Origin of the sequence: Halomonas gemina (assembly GCF_023554995.1) — a bacterium.
Taxonomy (GTDB): Bacteria; Pseudomonadota; Gammaproteobacteria; order Pseudomonadales; family Halomonadaceae; genus Halomonas; species Halomonas gemina.
This window is the reverse complement of record NZ_JAMJPK010000003.1, coordinates 314945-330135: the sequence shown is the minus strand read 5'-3', so window position 1 is coordinate 330135 and position 15191 is coordinate 314945. Positions and strand designations below refer to the sequence as shown.

Below are 15191 nucleotides of genomic sequence, written 5' to 3'. Positions count from 1 at the left end.
GGGCGTAAGGGAGGAGGCAGGCGTCAGTCGGTGCCGTCCTTGCCCTTGCGGCCGTCGCGGCCCTTGCCCGGCTGGCCATGGCGGGAGAGCAACGCACGCATCTCCTCGAGCTGCTCGTCGCTGAGGATCTCGGCGAGGGCCGCCTGGTGCTCCTCGCGCAGCGCCCGCATGGCCTCGCGGCGCTCCTGGCGTGAGTCGAAGTCGCCCTCGCGCAGTGCCTGCATGTCGGCATAGATCGCCTCGCGGGCCTCGCGCAGCGCCTCGCGATCGGCGTCGGAGAGCCCCCAGCTGTCGACCAGCGCGGTCAGGCGCTGCTGCATGGCCTCGCGGCGCTCGGCGCGCTGCTCCTCGCGCAGTTCCTGCCGGGCGGCCTCCAGTGCCTCGCGCTGCTCCTCGTCGAGGATCTCGTCCATGCGCTGGCGGTGCTCCTCGCGCAGTTCGCGGACCGCCTCACGGTGCTCGCGGCGGGCCTCCTCAAGGGCCTGGCGGGTCTCGTCGTCGATGCCGGCCCGCTCGAAGAGGGCCTGGCGGCGCTGCTCGTGCTGCTGGCGATGTTCCTCGCTCCCGCCCTGTTGCTTGCCCTCGCCGGGGGCGGCACTGGCGAAAAGCGCCAGGGGCGCGATAGCGACGGCGAGCAGGGCGGGGGCCAGCAGGGTACGGGTGAGTGAGCGTGTCATGGCGGTTCTCCTTGGTGGCCTCGTCGGGCCTCGGGTTGACGCTGCCAGTCTCGTCGCCAGGGATGCAAGCGGCATGCAGCGAGGGTGCAAAGGTCGTGCATCCGCCGGAGTTCACTCCTCCGGCTGATACTTGTAGCCGACGCCGTAGACCGAGCGGATCACCTCGCGCTCGGGCCAGGTCTCGGCGATCTTGCGGCGCAGCTTCTTGACGTGGCTGTCGACGGTGCGCTCGGAGACGATGCGGTGGTCGCGGTACATGTGATCCATCAGCTGCTCGCGGGTAAAGATGCGCCCGGGCGAGTGCATCATCACCTTCAGCAGCTGGAACTCCACCGCGGTGAGGCCCAGGTCGTGACCGTCGGCCAGGGCCCGCCAGCCCTCCTCGTCGAGGACCAGGTCGCTGCCCCCCTGGGCGGGCGAGCTGGCGGCACGGCTGCGGCGCAGCACGGCCCTGGCCCGCGCCACCACCTCCCGGGGGCTGAAAGGCTTGCAGATGTAGTCGTCAGCGCCCAGCTCCAGGCCCAGCAGGCGGTCCACCTCCTCGACCCGGGCGGTGAGCATGATGATCGCCACTTCCGGCCAGCGCTGGCGGATCTCCCGGCACAGGGTCAGGCCGTCGGTGCCCGGCAGCATCAGGTCGAGCAGCACCAGCTCCGGGCGCGCCCGGCAGGCCGCAAGCCAGGGCAGCACGGCATCGCCGTGATCCAGGTGGTGGCTGGTGAAGCCGCTGCCCTGCAGGTAGTCGGCGACCAGGCGGGCGATCTTGGGTTCGTCCTCGACGATCAGGACCAGGTCCTGTTCGGTGTCCGGGGTGCTCATGCAGCGTCCTCCCTGAGCTGGTGGTCCTCGATGGCGGGAAAGGTCAGGGTCCAGCATAACCCGCCGAGCGGCGAGGGGGAGGCCTGCATGCGCGCGCCGTGGGCGCGGACCAGGGCGGTGGCGATCGACAGTCCCAGGCCGCTGCCGCCACTGGCGCGGCTGCGTGACCCCTCGACCCGGTAGAGGCGCTCGGTGAGCCGCGGCAGCTCGGCGTCGGGCACCCCCGGGGCGCTGTCCTCCCAGGTCACCCGCACCTGCCCCTGGTGGGCTGCCAGGCGCACGCGCAGCCGCCCCGGTGCCGTGGTATAGGCGCAGGTGTTGTCGATCAGGTTGTTCCACAGCTGGCGCAGCCGCTGGGTATCGCCGCGGATCCACGCCGGGCCCTCGACCTCGCGCTCCAGCTGGATGCCGCTGTCGCCGAGCCAGCCGCTGGCCTCGTCGAGGCGCGAGGCGAGGCTCTCCGCCAGGTCCAGGGGCGCCAGCTGGACCTCCAGGGCGCCGGCATCGCTCTGCGAGAGCAGGCGCAGGTCGGCCACCAGGCGCTCCAGCTGGCCGACCTCCTGGGCCAGCGAGTGCAGGTTGTCCTGGTCCAGGGAACGGATGCCATCCTGCATGGCCTCGATCTCGCCACGCAGCACCGCCAGCGGCGTGCGCAGCTCGTGGGCGATGTCGGAGACCCAGCGGCTGCGCGCCTCGCGGCTGGCCTCCAGAGTGGCGGCCAGCACGTTGAAATCGTGGGCGAGACTCGACAGCTCGTCGCGACCGCGCTCCGCCAGGCGGGTGCTGTAGTCGCCCTCGGTGAGACGCCGCGTGGCCCGGGCCATGCCGCGGGTACGCCGCCCCAGCCACCAGGAGAGGCCGCCGGCCAGCAGCAGCGAGGCCAGGCCCAGGGCGGCGACGATGATGCCCAGGTTGCGCTGCTGGCGGGAGAGGAAGATGCGGTCCATGCGCGCCATCAGTTGCTGGGGCGGGCGGTAACCGAGCATCCCGACCCGCTCGCCGGCGCTCTCGATCGGCAGCCAGCGCAACTCCGCCGCCTCCTGGTCGCTGTCCGGGGGCAGGCCGATCACCGGCAGGCCGGAGGCGTCGTGGAGCACGAAGTCCTTGGGATCCCCCAGGCGCCGCTCGATGCCCTCCGGCGGCGGGGTGTCGCCGGGCCACAGCTGGCGGCGTACCAGGCGGTGCCAGGCGCCGGGTGACTGGCGCAGCCACTGCCAGTCGCCGCGGCCGGCCCACTCCTCGGCGAGCCCCTCGGCCAGGGTCTCGGCGCGGCGGGTCTGGGTCTGGTCCAGGTACTCGATGAAGCCCTGGTCGAGGCTGCGCGAGACCGCCAGGAACACCAGTCCGGAGATGGCCACGTTGACCACCAGGATGATCGCGAACAGCTTGATGCCGAGACGCGAGACGGCCGGGCGGGGGAGGCGTGGCGAGGGCATGGACGGGCTCCGGGAGCGAGGGGCGGCGAGGGGCATGATGCATTCTCGCCGCTCGGCGTGCAGCCATCGGTCAGGTTCTGTGCAGGCAATGTGCAGCTTGAGCTCAGCCTCGCCCATGCCGTCCCCGCCGGCAAGGGCGCCGGAGGTCACGGCGGGAGTCGGTCACAGCGAGAGCAGGAAGAGGATCAGCGGCGGCGACAGCAGCGAGAGGAGAAAACCGCTGACCACGGCCACCGGCACGCAGCCCACCCCGCCGTGCTGCTGGATCACCGGCAGGGTGAAGTCCATGGAGGTGGCGCCGCCATAGCCGATCGCCAGGGCCGCATGACGGCGTATCAGCAGCGGGATCAGCACGAAGGCGAGCAGTTCCCGGGCCAGGTCGTTCAAGAAGGCCACCCCGCCCATCAGCGGGCCCAGCTGGTCGCCGACCAGGATGCCGGAGAGCGAGTACCAGCCGAAGCCGGCGGCCAGCGCCAACCCCTCGTTCCAGGCCAGGTCCAGCAGCGGCGCCGCCAGCAGGCCGCCGACCAGCGAGCTGGCGGCCAGGGTCAGGGCGATGGCCAGGCCGAAGCGGTTGAGCACGATCTGGCGCAGCGGCATGCCGGAGTTGCGCAGCTGGCAGCCGATCAGCGCCAGCAGGAGGTAGAGCACCCCCTCGGCCAGGGCCTCGGCCGTGGCGAACAGGCCACTGCCGGTGAGCCACTCCAGCAGCAGGCCGAGCACCACGCCGGCCACCACCACCGCCACCAGTGCCAGTGAGCCGGCCATGGCGGCCCACTTGCTGGTGGGCGCACCCGCCACCACCCTCGAGGGGTCGGCGGTCAGCCCCAGCCGGCGCGACAGCCACCACAGGGCCGCCAGGTTGCAGCCCGAGATCACCGCGAACAGCAGCAGGGCCTGACCGCCCAGGCGCGAGAGCTGGCCGGCCAGGTCGTCCAGGCCCGCCAGGCTCACGCCCATCAGCAGCAGGATCACGTAGATCGAGGCGTTGACGCCACCGTTGATCAGCGCCATCAACCGGGCATCCCGCACCGGCACGAGGTAACCCAGCACCAGCGGCAACAGCACGATCACCAGACCGCTCAGCATCGAGACTCCCTTCCCGTCCAGGGGCCGCCGGCGACGACCGAAAGCCGCCCACTCTAGTCAATTTCCCTTCGGGGAGGAAGCGAGCCCGGCGCCGGCGAGGGTCAGGTCGGTGAGGGCCAGCCGGCTGCGCCGCTCGCCGTCACGGTGATACTCCATGGCCAGCAGCAGGCCCGGCACACCAGGGTGGAAGCTGAAGACCATGCGGCGATCGGGATCGTCCGGCTCGGTGACCTCCACCCTGAGGGCGTCGAATCGCCCGGCGGGCAGCTCGAGTGTGCGGTGGTCCAGCCGGCGGTAGTCGACCCGCTCCTCGCGGCCGCGGTGGTCGAGGTAGCGCAGCCGGCAGGGCGTGTCGCAGTCGTCGCTCACGGCGCGCCGGGAGAGCTCGAACAGGGCGGTCTGGCGGTCGGGCAGCCGGGCCAGGGCCTCGCGGTCCAGCTCATACTCCTTGCCGATGCCCAGCAGGCTGTAGCCGCTGGCATAGTGCAGCGAACGGATGGCCTCGCCGGCGATGAACCGGCTACGCTCGTGACCGCGGGCCACCGAGATGGCGGCGCGCATGTCGCTCTGCCAGTGCGTTCCGTCACGACTCAGGCGGTGCTCGACGGTGGTGCTCGGCCAGCCGGCCACTTCGAGGCGGTAGCGGGCCTCGAAGGGGCGCGGCTCGGCGGCGAAAGCACTGCCGGCGGCCAGCAGCAGGAGCAGGACGAGGGCGGTGCAACGGCGCAACGATGCGGGCATGCGAGGACTCCATGGCCGTCGGTAGGGCAGGGATGAGAGTCTCCTCAGGCCCGGGGGTTCCCGTCTGCACGCTCCTTGCGCTTTTCCCCGGCGGGCCCTTCGCGGGGCTGCTAGGCTGCCCTTGCGGGGCGACGCCTCCGTCGCCGCCACACAATCGAGGAGACTCCCATGGCCAGACTCTTGCTGATCGCCGGTGACTATGTCGAGGACTACGAGATCATGGTGCCCTTCCAGGCCCTGCAGGCCATGGGGCACACGGTCGAGGCGGTGTGTCCCGACAAGCGCGAGGGCGACAAGGTACGCACTGCCATCCACGACTTCGAGGGCGACCAGACCTACTCCGAGAAGCCCGGGCACGACTTCACCCTGAATGCCACCTTCGCCGAGGTGGAGGTCGCCGACTACGACGGTCTGGTCGTCCCCGGCGGGCGGGCGCCGGAGTACCTGCGCCTCGACGAGCGGGTGCTGGAGATGGTCCGCCACTTCTTCGACCACGACAAGCCGGTGGCGGCCATCTGCCATGGTGCCCAGCTGCTTGCGGCGGCGGTCTCCCTCGAGGGGCATCGGGTCTCGGCCTACCCGGCCTGCGCACCGGAGGTGCGCCTGGCCGGCGGCGACTATGCCGAGATCGAGGTCGACCAGGCGGTGGCCAGCGGCAAGCTGGTCACTGCCCCCGCCTGGCCGGCCCACCCGGCGTGGCTCAAGCGCTTCGCCGCCATGCTCGACTGAGACTTGCCGGCGAGGTTTGACGCGGCTAGACGACTGGTCTATTCTTTACGGCATGAAGACGCACGCCACCCGCGACAAACTGATCGAAATCGGCGCCGACCTGATCGCCGAGCAGGGATACAATGCCACCGGCATCAATGCGGTGCTCAGTCGGGCCGGGGTCCCCAAGGGGTCCTTCTACCACTACTTCTCGAGCAAGGAAGATTTCGGCCTGGCCGTGATCGACGCCTTCGCCGAGCAGTACGACGGCCGGCTGGCGGCGATCTTCGAGGCCACCGACGCCTCCCCGCTCGAGCGCCTGCGTCGCTACTTCGCCGCCGGCAAGGCGGACATGCTCTCCTGCGACCATGCCCGCGGCTGCCTGATCGGCAACCTGGGCCAGGAACTCTCGGCGCGCAGTGAGGTATTCCGGGCCCGCCTGGATCAGGTGTTCCGCGCCTGGGAGCGTCGGCTGGTGGCCTGCCTCGAGGAGGCCCGCGGGGTCGGCGAGGTGCCGGATGACATTGACCCCGAGGCGCTGGCGGGCTTTATCATGGCCGGCTGGGAAGGTGCCATCCTGCGCGCCAAGACGGTCAAGTCCCTGGCCCCCATGGAGTGCTTCGAGGCGATCCTCTTCCGCCAGGTACTGGCCCGCGAGCTGCCCGTGGCGAGCTGATCTCCGGCCGAGAGCCAGCCCTCCAAACTGGCGTGCGTCCCGCTTCTAGTAGACTGGTCTATAAGACCAGCCCGGCCGAACCGGCCGGGAAACGACACCCTGATATATTCCCGAGGAGAAGATTCCATGACCGAGATCAACGGCAAGGTCGTCATCATTACCGGCGCCAGCAGCGGCCTCGGCGAGGCCACCGCCCACCGCCTGGCCAGGGCCGGCGCCAAGCTGGTGCTCGGCGCCCGCCGCGAGGAGCGTCTCGTGGCGCTGCGCGACGCCATCGTCGAGCAGGGCGGTGAGGCCATCTATCGCGTCACCGACGTGACCGACCGCGAGCAGGTCGAGGCCCTCGCCACGGCCGCCAAGGAGGCCTATGGCCGCATCGACGTGCTGGTCAACAACGCCGGCCTGATGCCGCTGTCACCGCTGGACCAGCTCAAGGTCGACGAGTGGGAGCAGATGGTCGACGTCAACATCAAGGGCGTGCTCTACGGCGTCGCCGCGGTGCTGCCGACCATGCGCGAGCAACATGCCGGCCACATCATCAACCTCTCCTCCGTGGCCGGCCACGTGGTCTTCCCCTCCGCGGCGGTCTACTGCGCCACCAAGTATGCGGTCAAGGCGCTCTCCGAGGGCATTCGCCAGGAGGGCGGCGAGGAGATCCGTTCCACCAACATCTCCCCGGGGGCGGTGGCCACCGAGCTGACTACCACCATCAGCGACCCCGACACCGCCAAGGGCGTGAACGAGCTCTACGAGATGGCCATCGATGCCGATGCCATCGCCCGGGCGATCGCCTACGCCATCGAGCAGCCGGCGGACGTCGACGTCAACGAGCTGATCATCCGTCCGACCAAGCAGCCGCTGTAAGGGGCAGCCCTCGCGGCAAGGCCCGTCGGCGGGCCGGGCCAGATATCCGGTCCGCCGCCTTGAAAAGCCCCGCGAGGAGAGGGCAATGGACAACCGACTGCCATTAGACACAGGAGCATGCCCATGAGTGACGATACCTCCTATCGTCCGCCACGCGTCTGGCGATGGGAAAGCGAGAGCGGCGGCCAGTTCGCCAGCATCAACCGCCCCGTGGCCGGGCCGACCCATGACCGGGAACTGCCGATCGGCCAGCACCCCCTGCAGCTCTACTCCCTGGCTACGCCCAACGGCGTGAAGGCGACCATCATGCTCGAGGAGTTGCTGGCGCTGGGGCACCAGGGCGCCGAGTACGATGCCTGGCCGATCCGCATCGGCGAGGGGGAGCAGTTCTCCAGCGGCTTCGTCGCTGCCAACCCCAACTCCAAGATCCCGGCGCTGATGGACCATACCACCGCGCCGCCGACCCGGGTGTTCGAGTCCGGCGCGATCCTGCTCTACCTGGCCGAGACGTTCGGCGCCTTCCTGCCCGAGGATCACGCCGGGCGGACCGAGACCCTCAACTGGCTGTTCTGGCAGATGGGTGCGGCCCCCTTCCTGGGTGGCGGGTTTGGCCACTTCTACGCCTATGCGCCGGAGCCGCTCGAATACCCCATCAATCGCTACACCATGGAGACCAAGCGACAGCTCGACGTTCTCGACCGCACGCTTGCCGAGCGCGCCTACATCGCCGGTGACGACTACACCATCGCCGATATGGCCATCTATCCCTGGTATGGCGTGCTGGTCCAGGGGCTGCTCTATGATGCCGGGGAGTTCCTGGCCGTCGACGAGTACCCCAACGTGCAGCGCTGGGCGAGGCGCATCGCCGAGCGGCCGGCGGTCAAGCGCGGACGCATGGTCAACCGTACCTGGGGGGAGCCCTCGGAGCAGCTGCACGAGCGCCACTCGGCCAGCGACTTCGAGACCCGGACCCAGGACAAGATGTAACGACGCCACGAGCGAGGGCTGGCGTCACGACACACGAAGGGGCTCATCGCCAGCGATGAGCCCCTTCCTGCGAGGTTTACCGAGCCGGCTCCTGGCCTGTTGAGCCATGAGCCATGAGCCATGAGCCTAAGGCGAGGCGTCAGGTCTTCGACTGCAGGCGCTCGAGTTCCGGGCTGAGCGTGACCGGGTAGTCGCTTTCGCCCTCCGCAAGCCACCTGACGTCCTCGGGAAAGCGCTCGAGGGCGTCCGCGACCCGCTCGCGGGCCTCATCGGCCCGGGCCATCTCGTCATCGTCGAGCCGGCCGGCTCGAACCAGCGGGCGCAGCAGTGGCTCACCGGCGTCGACGGCCTCGTCACGCAGGGCGATGATATCGCCGACATAGCGGCCCCGGTCGTCCCGGCGGCGATAAAGCTGCTTGCGGCAGGGCAGGTTGACCTTTCCCGGCGAGTGCTTGACCCGCGGGGTGCCGGCGTACTCCACCAGCTTGTAGGAGAGGTCGATCACCGGGGCGTCCGCCGAGACGCCCATCTGGGTGCCGACGCCGAAGGCGTCGATGGGGGCGCCGTCCTCGAGCAGCGTGGCGATCTGGTGCTCATCCAGGCCGCTGCTGGCGACGATGGTGATCTCCTCGAGGCCGGCCTCGTCGAGCAGGGCACGCGCACCCTTGGCCAGCTCGCCCAGGTCGCCGGAGTCGAGCCGGATGGCCTTGACCCCCACCTCGGGCTCCTCGCGCATGATCTCGATCACCTTGCGCACCCCCTCCAGGGTGTCATGGGTGTCCACCAGCAGGGTCGTGCCGGGGTAGTGGCGGGCGAAGGCACGGAAGGCCTCCCGTTCGTCGTCGTGGGCCAGGATATAGCTGTGGGCCATGGTGCCGTTGATCGCCAGGTCGTGGCGCAGGCCGCCCAGCACGTTGCTGGTCCCAGCCAGCCCCGCGCTGCGGTAGGCCCGGACCCCGCGGACGGCGGCGTCCACGCCGTGCATGCGGCGCATCCCGAAGTCCACCACCGGACGCCCCTGGGCGGCCATCACCAGGCGCACCGCCTTGGAGGCGAGCACCGTCTCCAGCTGCACCAGGTTCATCACCAGGCTCTCGAGCAGCTGGGCCTGGGCAATGGGCGCATCCACTTCCAGCAGCGGCTCGTTGGCAAACACCGGCGTGCCCTCGGCAAGGGTCCAGATGTCCCCCTCGAAGCGCCAGTCGCCCAGCCAGTCGAGAAAACCCTGATCGAACAGGCCCGTGCCGGCGAGGCGCTCGAGGGCCGTGTCGCCGAAGCGCAGCCGGCTGAGCAGCGCTGCGGCATGCTGCTGCCCGCAGGCCAGCATGAAGCGGCGTGCCGGTGGCATCTTGCGGAAGAAGAGGCTGAAGGTGGCCCGCTCCTGCATCGCCTCCTTCCAGTAGGCCTGGGTCATGGTCAGCTGGTAGAGGTCGGTGAGCAGGGCCAGCTCGCCATCTTCGACCTGCAGGGGAATAGGCTCGTTCATGCGCGCACCTCGATACCGGCTTCCTCGAAATCACGGTGGCATGCCTCGATGGCATCCGGGTCGACCGCGGCGGATAGCGCCTCCAGCAACAGGGTGGTAAAGCCTTCCCGACTGGCTGCCAGTACCGTGGCATGGACACAGACATCCAGCGCCAGGCCACAGACGATCACCCGCTTGATGCCCTTCTCCTTCAGGTAGCCGCCGAGCCCGGTGCCGTCGAAGGCGGAGTAGGCGTCGGCATCGAAGGCGGTGGCCTTGCTGACGCGGATGGCGTCGTCGGGCAGTGCCAGGTCGGGGTGGAAGGCGGCGCCGGGGGTGTCCTGAACGCAGTGCACCGGCCAGGGGCCACCGCGATGCGTGAAGCTCACGTGGTCGACGGGATGCCAGTCCCGCGAGGCGACCACCAGGGCGCCGGCCGCCCGGGCCGCCTCGATCTCGGCATTGATACCCGGCACCAGGGCGGCACCACCCTCGACGCCCAGTGCGCCACCCTCACAGAAGTCGTTCTGCATATCCACGACCAGCAGAGCATCGCTGGGCCTGTAGTCGATCTGCATTGTCATAGCGTTCCTCCCAGGAGCCGGTGATTGGCTTCCTATCAGCGTACCCACTGACTTGAGGCTCGTGTAGCAAAAGCACAACCCCTCGTCCGGGTTCGAACGGCTTGGTCAGACCATCAATAGCCGGCCGCGGGGTCGATGGTGTCGAGGGGGGCGCCGGCTTCGAAGGCGCGCAGGGCCTCGGCCACCTGGTCAAGCGCCGCGCCGAGCGGGGTGGGGCCGGCCATGTGGGGGGTGACCCAGACCCGCGGATGTGACCAGAACGGGCTTTCACCGGGCAACGGTTCCGCGGGGAAGGCGTCAAGCAGCGCCCCGCGCAGCCGGCCCTCCGTCTCTTCCTCGCCCTCTCTGACTGGACCAAGCGCGTCGAGCAGGGCGGCCTCGTCGATCAGCGTCCCGCGCCCCGGATTGATCAGGGTGGCGCCCTCGGGGAGCTTCGCCAGGGCGGCCGCGTCGATGACATGGCGGGTCGCGGGGGTGTCCGGCAGCAGCAGCACCAGGCTTCTGACCCGGCCGAGCAGCGCATCGAGTCCCGCCTCGCCATGGTGGCAGGTGATGCCGTCGAGGCTCTTGGGAGAGCGGCTCCAGCCATGCACCGGGAAGCCGTCGGCAGCCACCATGGCGGCGACCTTCGCCCCGATGGCGCCGAGTCCCAGCACGCCCACCGGCCAGTCGGCCTTGTCGATCACCGCATGCTCGTGCCACTCGCGCCGCGCCTGCTGGCGGCGGTAGCGGTCGAAGTCACGCTGGAAGAGCAGGATGCCGTAGCGCACATAGTCACCGATCAGCTCGGCCATGCCGGCATCGCGCAGCTTGACGATGGGCACGCCCTCGGGGAGCCCCGGATTGCCCAGCAGGGCATCGACGCCGGCGCCGAGGTTGACGATCCCCTTGAGGGCGACCGGCTCACGCAGCAGGGCTTCGGGGGGCTTCCAGGCCGCCAGGTAGTCCGCCTCGCGGCGCTTCTCGGCCGGGGCGCTACTGGTGAATACCTCGGCGTGGGGCAGGCGCTCGGCCAGGGCGTCCCGCCACTGCTCGGCATCATCGATATGGACCAGGACCTTCATGCTTCCTCCATCGGCGATCTTTCCCTTCATCATGGGAGCGTGGCTGGTTGTGAACAAGCGTGACAGGGTATCCGTGATAGAGCATCAGGAAATGCTTGACCGCCCACCATGGGTTGGCAGTAACCTCCACCCGAGGGAACCGACCGGCTGTCCGGAATGCCCGCCGCACCCATGTTGTGGCCCGGCACCGTGTCAGTGATCCGGCCCCCGGCCCGGCCTTCTCGCTGCAGAGAGGGCCGATTTTCTTGATGATGCGATGGCGAGTGGCTTCATGATCCAGGTTTCCCTGCCCTTCACTCGTGAGGAATACGCGACCCGTCTGTGGAAGGTGCGCGCCGAGATGGCCAGCCGTGGTATCGACGTGCTGATCGTCAGCGACCCCTCCAACATGGCCTGGTTGACCGGCTACGACGGCTGGTCCTTCTACGTGCACCAGTGCGTGCTTGTGGGCCTGGAGGGTGAACCGGTGTGGTATGGCCGGCGGATGGACGCCAACGGCGCCCTGCGCACCTGCTGGATCGATCCGGACAATATCACCTACTACCCGGATTACTACGTGCAGAATCCGGACATGCATCCTATGGACTACCTCGCCCAGACCATCCTGCCCGATCGCGGCTGGCACGAGGGCGTGGTGGGCATGGAGATGGACAACTACTACTTCACGGCCAAGGCCTACCAGAGCCTGCTGCGCGAGCTGCCCCATGCGCGCTTCATGGACGCCAACGCCCTGGTCAACTGGTGTCGAGCGATCAAGTCGCCCCAGGAGATCGAGTACATGCGCGTGGCGGCGAAGATCGTCGAGGGCATGCACACGCGGATCCTCGAGGTGATCGAACCGGGCCTGCCCAAGAGCAAGCTGGTGTCGGAGATCTATCGCGTCGCCATCGAGGGCTGGCGGGATGAGCAGGGCAAGATCTATGGCGGCGACTATCCCGCCATCGTGCCCATGCTGCCCACCGGCAGTGACGCCGCCGCCCCGCACCTGACCTGGGACGACACGCCGTTCCGCGAGGGCGAGGGCACCTTCTTCGAGATCGCCGGGGTGTTCAAGCGCTACCATGCGCCGATGTCGCGGACGGTTTTCCTCGGCAGGCCGCCCCAGGAGTTCGTGCGCGCCGAGTCGGCGCTGCTCGAGGGCATCGAGAGTGGCCTGGCGGTGGCCAAGCCCGGCAACCGCACCGCGGATATCGCCATGGCGCTGGGCGCGGCCATGGATAAGTACGGCTTCGACCGCGGTGGCGCGCGCTGCGGCTACCCCATCGGCATCAGCTATCCGCCGGACTGGGGTGAGCGCACCATGAGCCTGCGCCCCTCGGACGAGACCATCCTGCAGCCCGGCATGACCTTCCACTTCATGCCGGGGCTGTGGGAGGACGACTGGGGCCTGGAGATCACCGAGAGCATCCTCATTACCGAGACCGGTTGCGAGACCCTGGCCGACTTCCCGCGTCAGCTCTTTGTGCGCTGAGCCGCCGTTACAGAACAAGGAGTTCCCTGACATGACCAAGCGTCCCAGCCCCATCTCCGCCACCGTCGACTTCGACGCCGATGGCGTCCAGCACGGCTTTCTCAAGCTGCCGATCTCCGTTGACGAGTCGGCCTGGGGAGCGGTGATGATTCCCGTCACCGTGGTGAAGAACGGCGAGGGCCCCACGGCGCTGCTGACCGGCGGCAATCACGGCGACGAGTACGAGGGCATCACCTCGCTGCTCAAGCTGTCGAGCTCGCTCGAGGCCGACGACGTCCGCGGCCGGGTGATCATCGTGCCCTGCATGAACCAGCCGGCGGTGATGGCCGGCAAGCGTACCTCCGGCCTCGACGGCGGCAACCTCAATCGCAGCTTCCCCGGCGACCCGGATGGCAGCGTGACCGAGAAGATCGCCGACTACTTCACCCGGGTGATGGTGCCGATGTGCGACGTGGTGCTCGACCTGCACTCCGGCGGGCGCACCCTGGACATCATCCCCTTCGGCGCCTCCCACGTGCTGGAGGATGCCGAGCAGCAGCGCCAGGCGCTGGAAGGCGCCAAGGCCTTCGGTGCCCCCTACGCCATGATGATGTTCGAGCTCGACGCGGCGGCGCTGTTCGACACCGCGGTGGAGAGCCAGGGCAAGATCTTCGTGGCCACCGAGCTCGGCGGCGGCGGCACCTCCACGCCGGAGAGCATGGCGATCACCGAGCGCGGCGTGCGCAATTTCCTGATCCATTACGGCCTGATGGCCGGCGAGGTGGAGATGCCTGACGCCCCCCAGGTCTATCTCGACATGCCCGATGCCAGCTGCTACGTGCAGAGCGAGCACAGCGGCGTGCTGGAGCTCTGTTTCGCCCTGGGCGAGCGGGTCGAGCAGGGCGAGGTGGTGGCCCGGGTCTTTGATCCGACGCGCAGCGGCACCGCGCCGGTGGAGTATCGCGCCGGGCGCAGCGGGGTACTGGCGGCACGGCGCCATCCGGCGTTGGTCAACATGGGTGACACCATCGCGGTGATCGCCGATGTGGTCGACTCCCTCTCATGAAGCTCGACCGCTATGACCTGAAGATCCTCGAGATCCTCTCCCGGGACGGCCGCATCACCAAGTCGAAGCTGGCCGAGGCGATCAACCTCTCGGTCAGCCCCTGCTGGGAACGGGTTCGCCGGCTCGAGAAGGCAGGCATCATCGAGGGCTACAGCGCCCGCATCGATGCCGCGGCGCTGGTCAAACGCACGCCCGTGTGGGTGCAGGTCGAGCTCAAGGCCCACAACGCCGAGAGCTTCGCCCGCTTCGAGGCCCTGGTCCACGCCACTTCCGAGGTCACCGAGTGCGTGGCCGTGGGCGGGGGGGTCGATTACCTGATCAAGTTCGAGACCGACTCCATCGATGCCTACCAGCGGCTGATGGATGCCTGGCTGACTGGGGAGGCCGGGATCGAGCGCTACTTCACCTATATCGTCACCAAGACGGTGAAACGTCCCGTCCCGGGCTTCTCTCCCGAGGATCTGGCCTGAGCCTTTTTCCGCTAGATCGAGATTTCAGCGTTGAAGTCACCGCGGCCCTTGTGGCATAAGCTGGTAATAGATGGGTGGGCCAAGGCTTGCCCGGCCGGGCGATCCCGCCGGCATGCTCCCGAAGGTGCCGGTCATGTTCGATGATAGTTGACAGCGCCCTGGAAGTTTCCGAGATCGCCTGACGAAGAGAGACCAAGATGTCCTATTTCACTATTGCCGGGGTGCAGATGCACGCCCATCACCATGGTGATAACACCGAGGCCATGCGCCACCGGATCGACGTGCTGATGAGCCGTTTTCCCCAGGTGCAGATGGTCCTGTTCAGCGAGCTGATGCCCATGGGGGCCTCGACGCACAATGCTCGCCCGATGCCCTGCGACGCCGAGGCCCTGTTCTGCCAGATCGCCGAGCAGCACCGTATCTGGCTGATTCCCGGCTCGATGTTCGAGCAGGCCGAGGACGGCATCTACAATACCCTCTCGGTGATCAACCCCCATGGGCAGGTGGTCAACCGTTTCCGCAAGCTGTTCCCCTTCCGTCCCTATGAGATAGGGGTCGAGAGTGGCACCGAGTTCGTGGTCTTTGACGTGCCCAATGTCGGGCGCTTCGGGGTCTCGATCTGCTACGACATGTGGTTCCCCGAGACCACCCGCACCCTGGCCGCTATGGGCGCCGAGGTGATCCTGCACCCGACCATGACCGATACCATCGACCGTGATATCGAGCTGTCGATGGCGCGCACCAATGCCGCGATCAACCAGTGCTACTTCTTCGACATCAACGGTGCCGGGGCCCTGGGCAACGGTCGCTCGATCGTGGTGGGGCCCTCCGGCGACGTCATTCACCAGGCCGGGATCGGCGAGGAGATCATGCCGATCGAGATCGACATGACGAGGGTGCGTCGTGAGCGCGAGGCGGGGCTGCGTGGACTGGGCCAGCCGCTGAAGAGCTTCCGCGACCGCAAGGTGGATTTCTCGCTGTACCGGAGCGAGAGCGGCTCGACTCCCTTCCTCGACACCCTGGGCCCGCTGGCCAAGCCTGTCCGTGCCAACGTCGAGGACTATTGATCCCCCGCCTGCGGGCGGCGCATCGAAG

At 68.6% G+C, this 15191-nt stretch carries 16 protein-coding genes; 8 read left to right on the top strand and 8 right to left on the bottom strand.

Features of this window, described 5'->3' with window-relative positions; all coding sequences use genetic code 11:
- Positions 1 to 23: 23 nt before the first annotated feature.
- The 5 genes from M8009_RS08235 to M8009_RS08215 all read right to left on the bottom strand — a co-directional run bounded on the left by M8009_RS08235 (position 24) and on the right by M8009_RS08215 (position 4762).
- Positions 24 to 677, bottom strand: coding sequence for a hypothetical protein (locus M8009_RS08235; RefSeq protein WP_250060344.1), 654 nt, complete (start codon positions 675 to 677; stop codon positions 24 to 26).
- A gap of 111 nt (positions 678 to 788) precedes the next feature.
- The gene (locus tag M8009_RS08230) at positions 789 to 1496 is read right to left on the bottom strand and encodes a response regulator (protein ID WP_250060343.1); all 708 of its coding nucleotides are present in this window, start codon (positions 1494 to 1496) and stop codon (positions 789 to 791) included.
- A complete protein-coding gene (locus tag M8009_RS08225; RefSeq protein WP_250060342.1) occupies positions 1493 to 2932 on the bottom strand; it encodes an ATP-binding protein in 1440 nt (479 codons plus the stop codon). The genes M8009_RS08230 and M8009_RS08225 overlap by 4 nt, the downstream gene beginning before the upstream one ends.
- Positions 2933 to 3094: 162 nt before the next feature.
- Positions 3095 to 4021: a LysO family transporter gene (locus M8009_RS08220; protein WP_250060341.1), complete on the bottom strand. Its 927-nt coding sequence runs from the start codon at positions 4019 to 4021 to the stop codon at positions 3095 to 3097.
- A gap of 57 nt (positions 4022 to 4078) precedes the next feature.
- A complete protein-coding gene (locus M8009_RS08215; protein ID WP_250060340.1) occupies positions 4079 to 4762 on the bottom strand; it encodes a hypothetical protein in 684 nt (227 codons plus the stop codon).
- Positions 4763 to 4930: 168 nt separating this feature from the next.
- Here M8009_RS08215 and M8009_RS08210 point away from each other — a divergent pair, with 168 nt between their 5' ends.
- The 4 genes from M8009_RS08210 (at position 4931) to yghU (ending at position 7997) form a co-directional block, all read left to right on the top strand.
- Positions 4931 to 5491, top strand: a complete 561-nt coding sequence (locus M8009_RS08210; RefSeq protein ID WP_250060339.1) for a DJ-1/PfpI family protein — start codon at positions 4931 to 4933, stop codon at positions 5489 to 5491.
- A gap of 52 nt (positions 5492 to 5543) precedes the next feature.
- On the top strand, positions 5544 to 6146 hold the full coding sequence (locus tag M8009_RS08205; protein WP_250060338.1) for a TetR/AcrR family transcriptional regulator: 603 nt from the start codon (positions 5544 to 5546) through the stop codon (positions 6144 to 6146).
- Positions 6147 to 6272: 126 nt separating this feature from the next.
- Positions 6273 to 7010 carry an SDR family oxidoreductase gene (locus M8009_RS08200; protein ID WP_250060337.1) on the top strand — a complete coding sequence of 246 codons (738 nt, stop codon included), beginning with the start codon at positions 6273 to 6275 and terminating at the stop codon, positions 7008 to 7010.
- 123 nt (positions 7011 to 7133) lie between these two features.
- A complete protein-coding gene (gene yghU, locus M8009_RS08195; RefSeq protein ID WP_250060336.1) occupies positions 7134 to 7997 on the top strand; it encodes a glutathione-dependent disulfide-bond oxidoreductase in 864 nt (287 codons plus the stop codon).
- A 139-nt stretch (positions 7998 to 8136) separates the two neighbouring features.
- On the opposite strand, the gene M8009_RS08190 is transcribed toward yghU, so the two are convergent.
- The 3 genes from M8009_RS08190 to M8009_RS08180 all read right to left on the bottom strand — a co-directional run bounded on the left by M8009_RS08190 (position 8137) and on the right by M8009_RS08180 (position 11110).
- The gene (locus tag M8009_RS08190) at positions 8137 to 9483 is read right to left on the bottom strand and encodes a nicotinate phosphoribosyltransferase (protein WP_250060335.1); all 1347 of its coding nucleotides are present in this window, start codon (positions 9481 to 9483) and stop codon (positions 8137 to 8139) included.
- Entirely contained in the window at positions 9480 to 10046 is a 567-nt protein-coding gene (locus M8009_RS08185; RefSeq protein ID WP_250060334.1) for a nicotinamidase, read from the bottom strand. Before M8009_RS08185 ends, M8009_RS08190 begins: the two co-directional genes overlap by 4 nt.
- A gap of 113 nt (positions 10047 to 10159) precedes the next feature.
- Positions 10160 to 11110 carry a 2-hydroxyacid dehydrogenase gene (locus M8009_RS08180; RefSeq protein WP_250060333.1) on the bottom strand — a complete coding sequence of 317 codons (951 nt, stop codon included), beginning with the start codon at positions 11108 to 11110 and terminating at the stop codon, positions 10160 to 10162.
- A gap of 271 nt (positions 11111 to 11381) precedes the next feature.
- On the opposite strand from M8009_RS08180, the gene doeA reads away from it, so the two are divergent.
- The 4 genes from doeA (at position 11382) to M8009_RS08160 (ending at position 15163) form a co-directional block, all read left to right on the top strand.
- Positions 11382 to 12581, top strand: coding sequence for an ectoine hydrolase DoeA (doeA, locus tag M8009_RS08175; protein WP_250060332.1), 1200 nt, complete (start codon positions 11382 to 11384; stop codon positions 12579 to 12581).
- A gap of 31 nt (positions 12582 to 12612) precedes the next feature.
- Complete coding sequence (gene doeB / locus M8009_RS08170; RefSeq protein ID WP_250060331.1) at positions 12613 to 13626, top strand: N(2)-acetyl-L-2,4-diaminobutanoate deacetylase DoeB; 1014 nt, start codon at positions 12613 to 12615, stop codon at positions 13624 to 13626.
- A complete protein-coding gene (locus M8009_RS08165) occupies positions 13623 to 14096 on the top strand; it encodes an Lrp/AsnC family transcriptional regulator (RefSeq protein ID WP_250060330.1) in 474 nt (157 codons plus the stop codon). The genes doeB and M8009_RS08165 overlap by 4 nt, the downstream gene beginning before the upstream one ends.
- Before the next feature lie 197 nt (positions 14097 to 14293).
- Positions 14294 to 15163, top strand: coding sequence for a carbon-nitrogen hydrolase family protein (locus M8009_RS08160; RefSeq protein WP_250060329.1), 870 nt, complete (start codon positions 14294 to 14296; stop codon positions 15161 to 15163).
- Positions 15164 to 15191 lie beyond the last annotated feature (28 nt).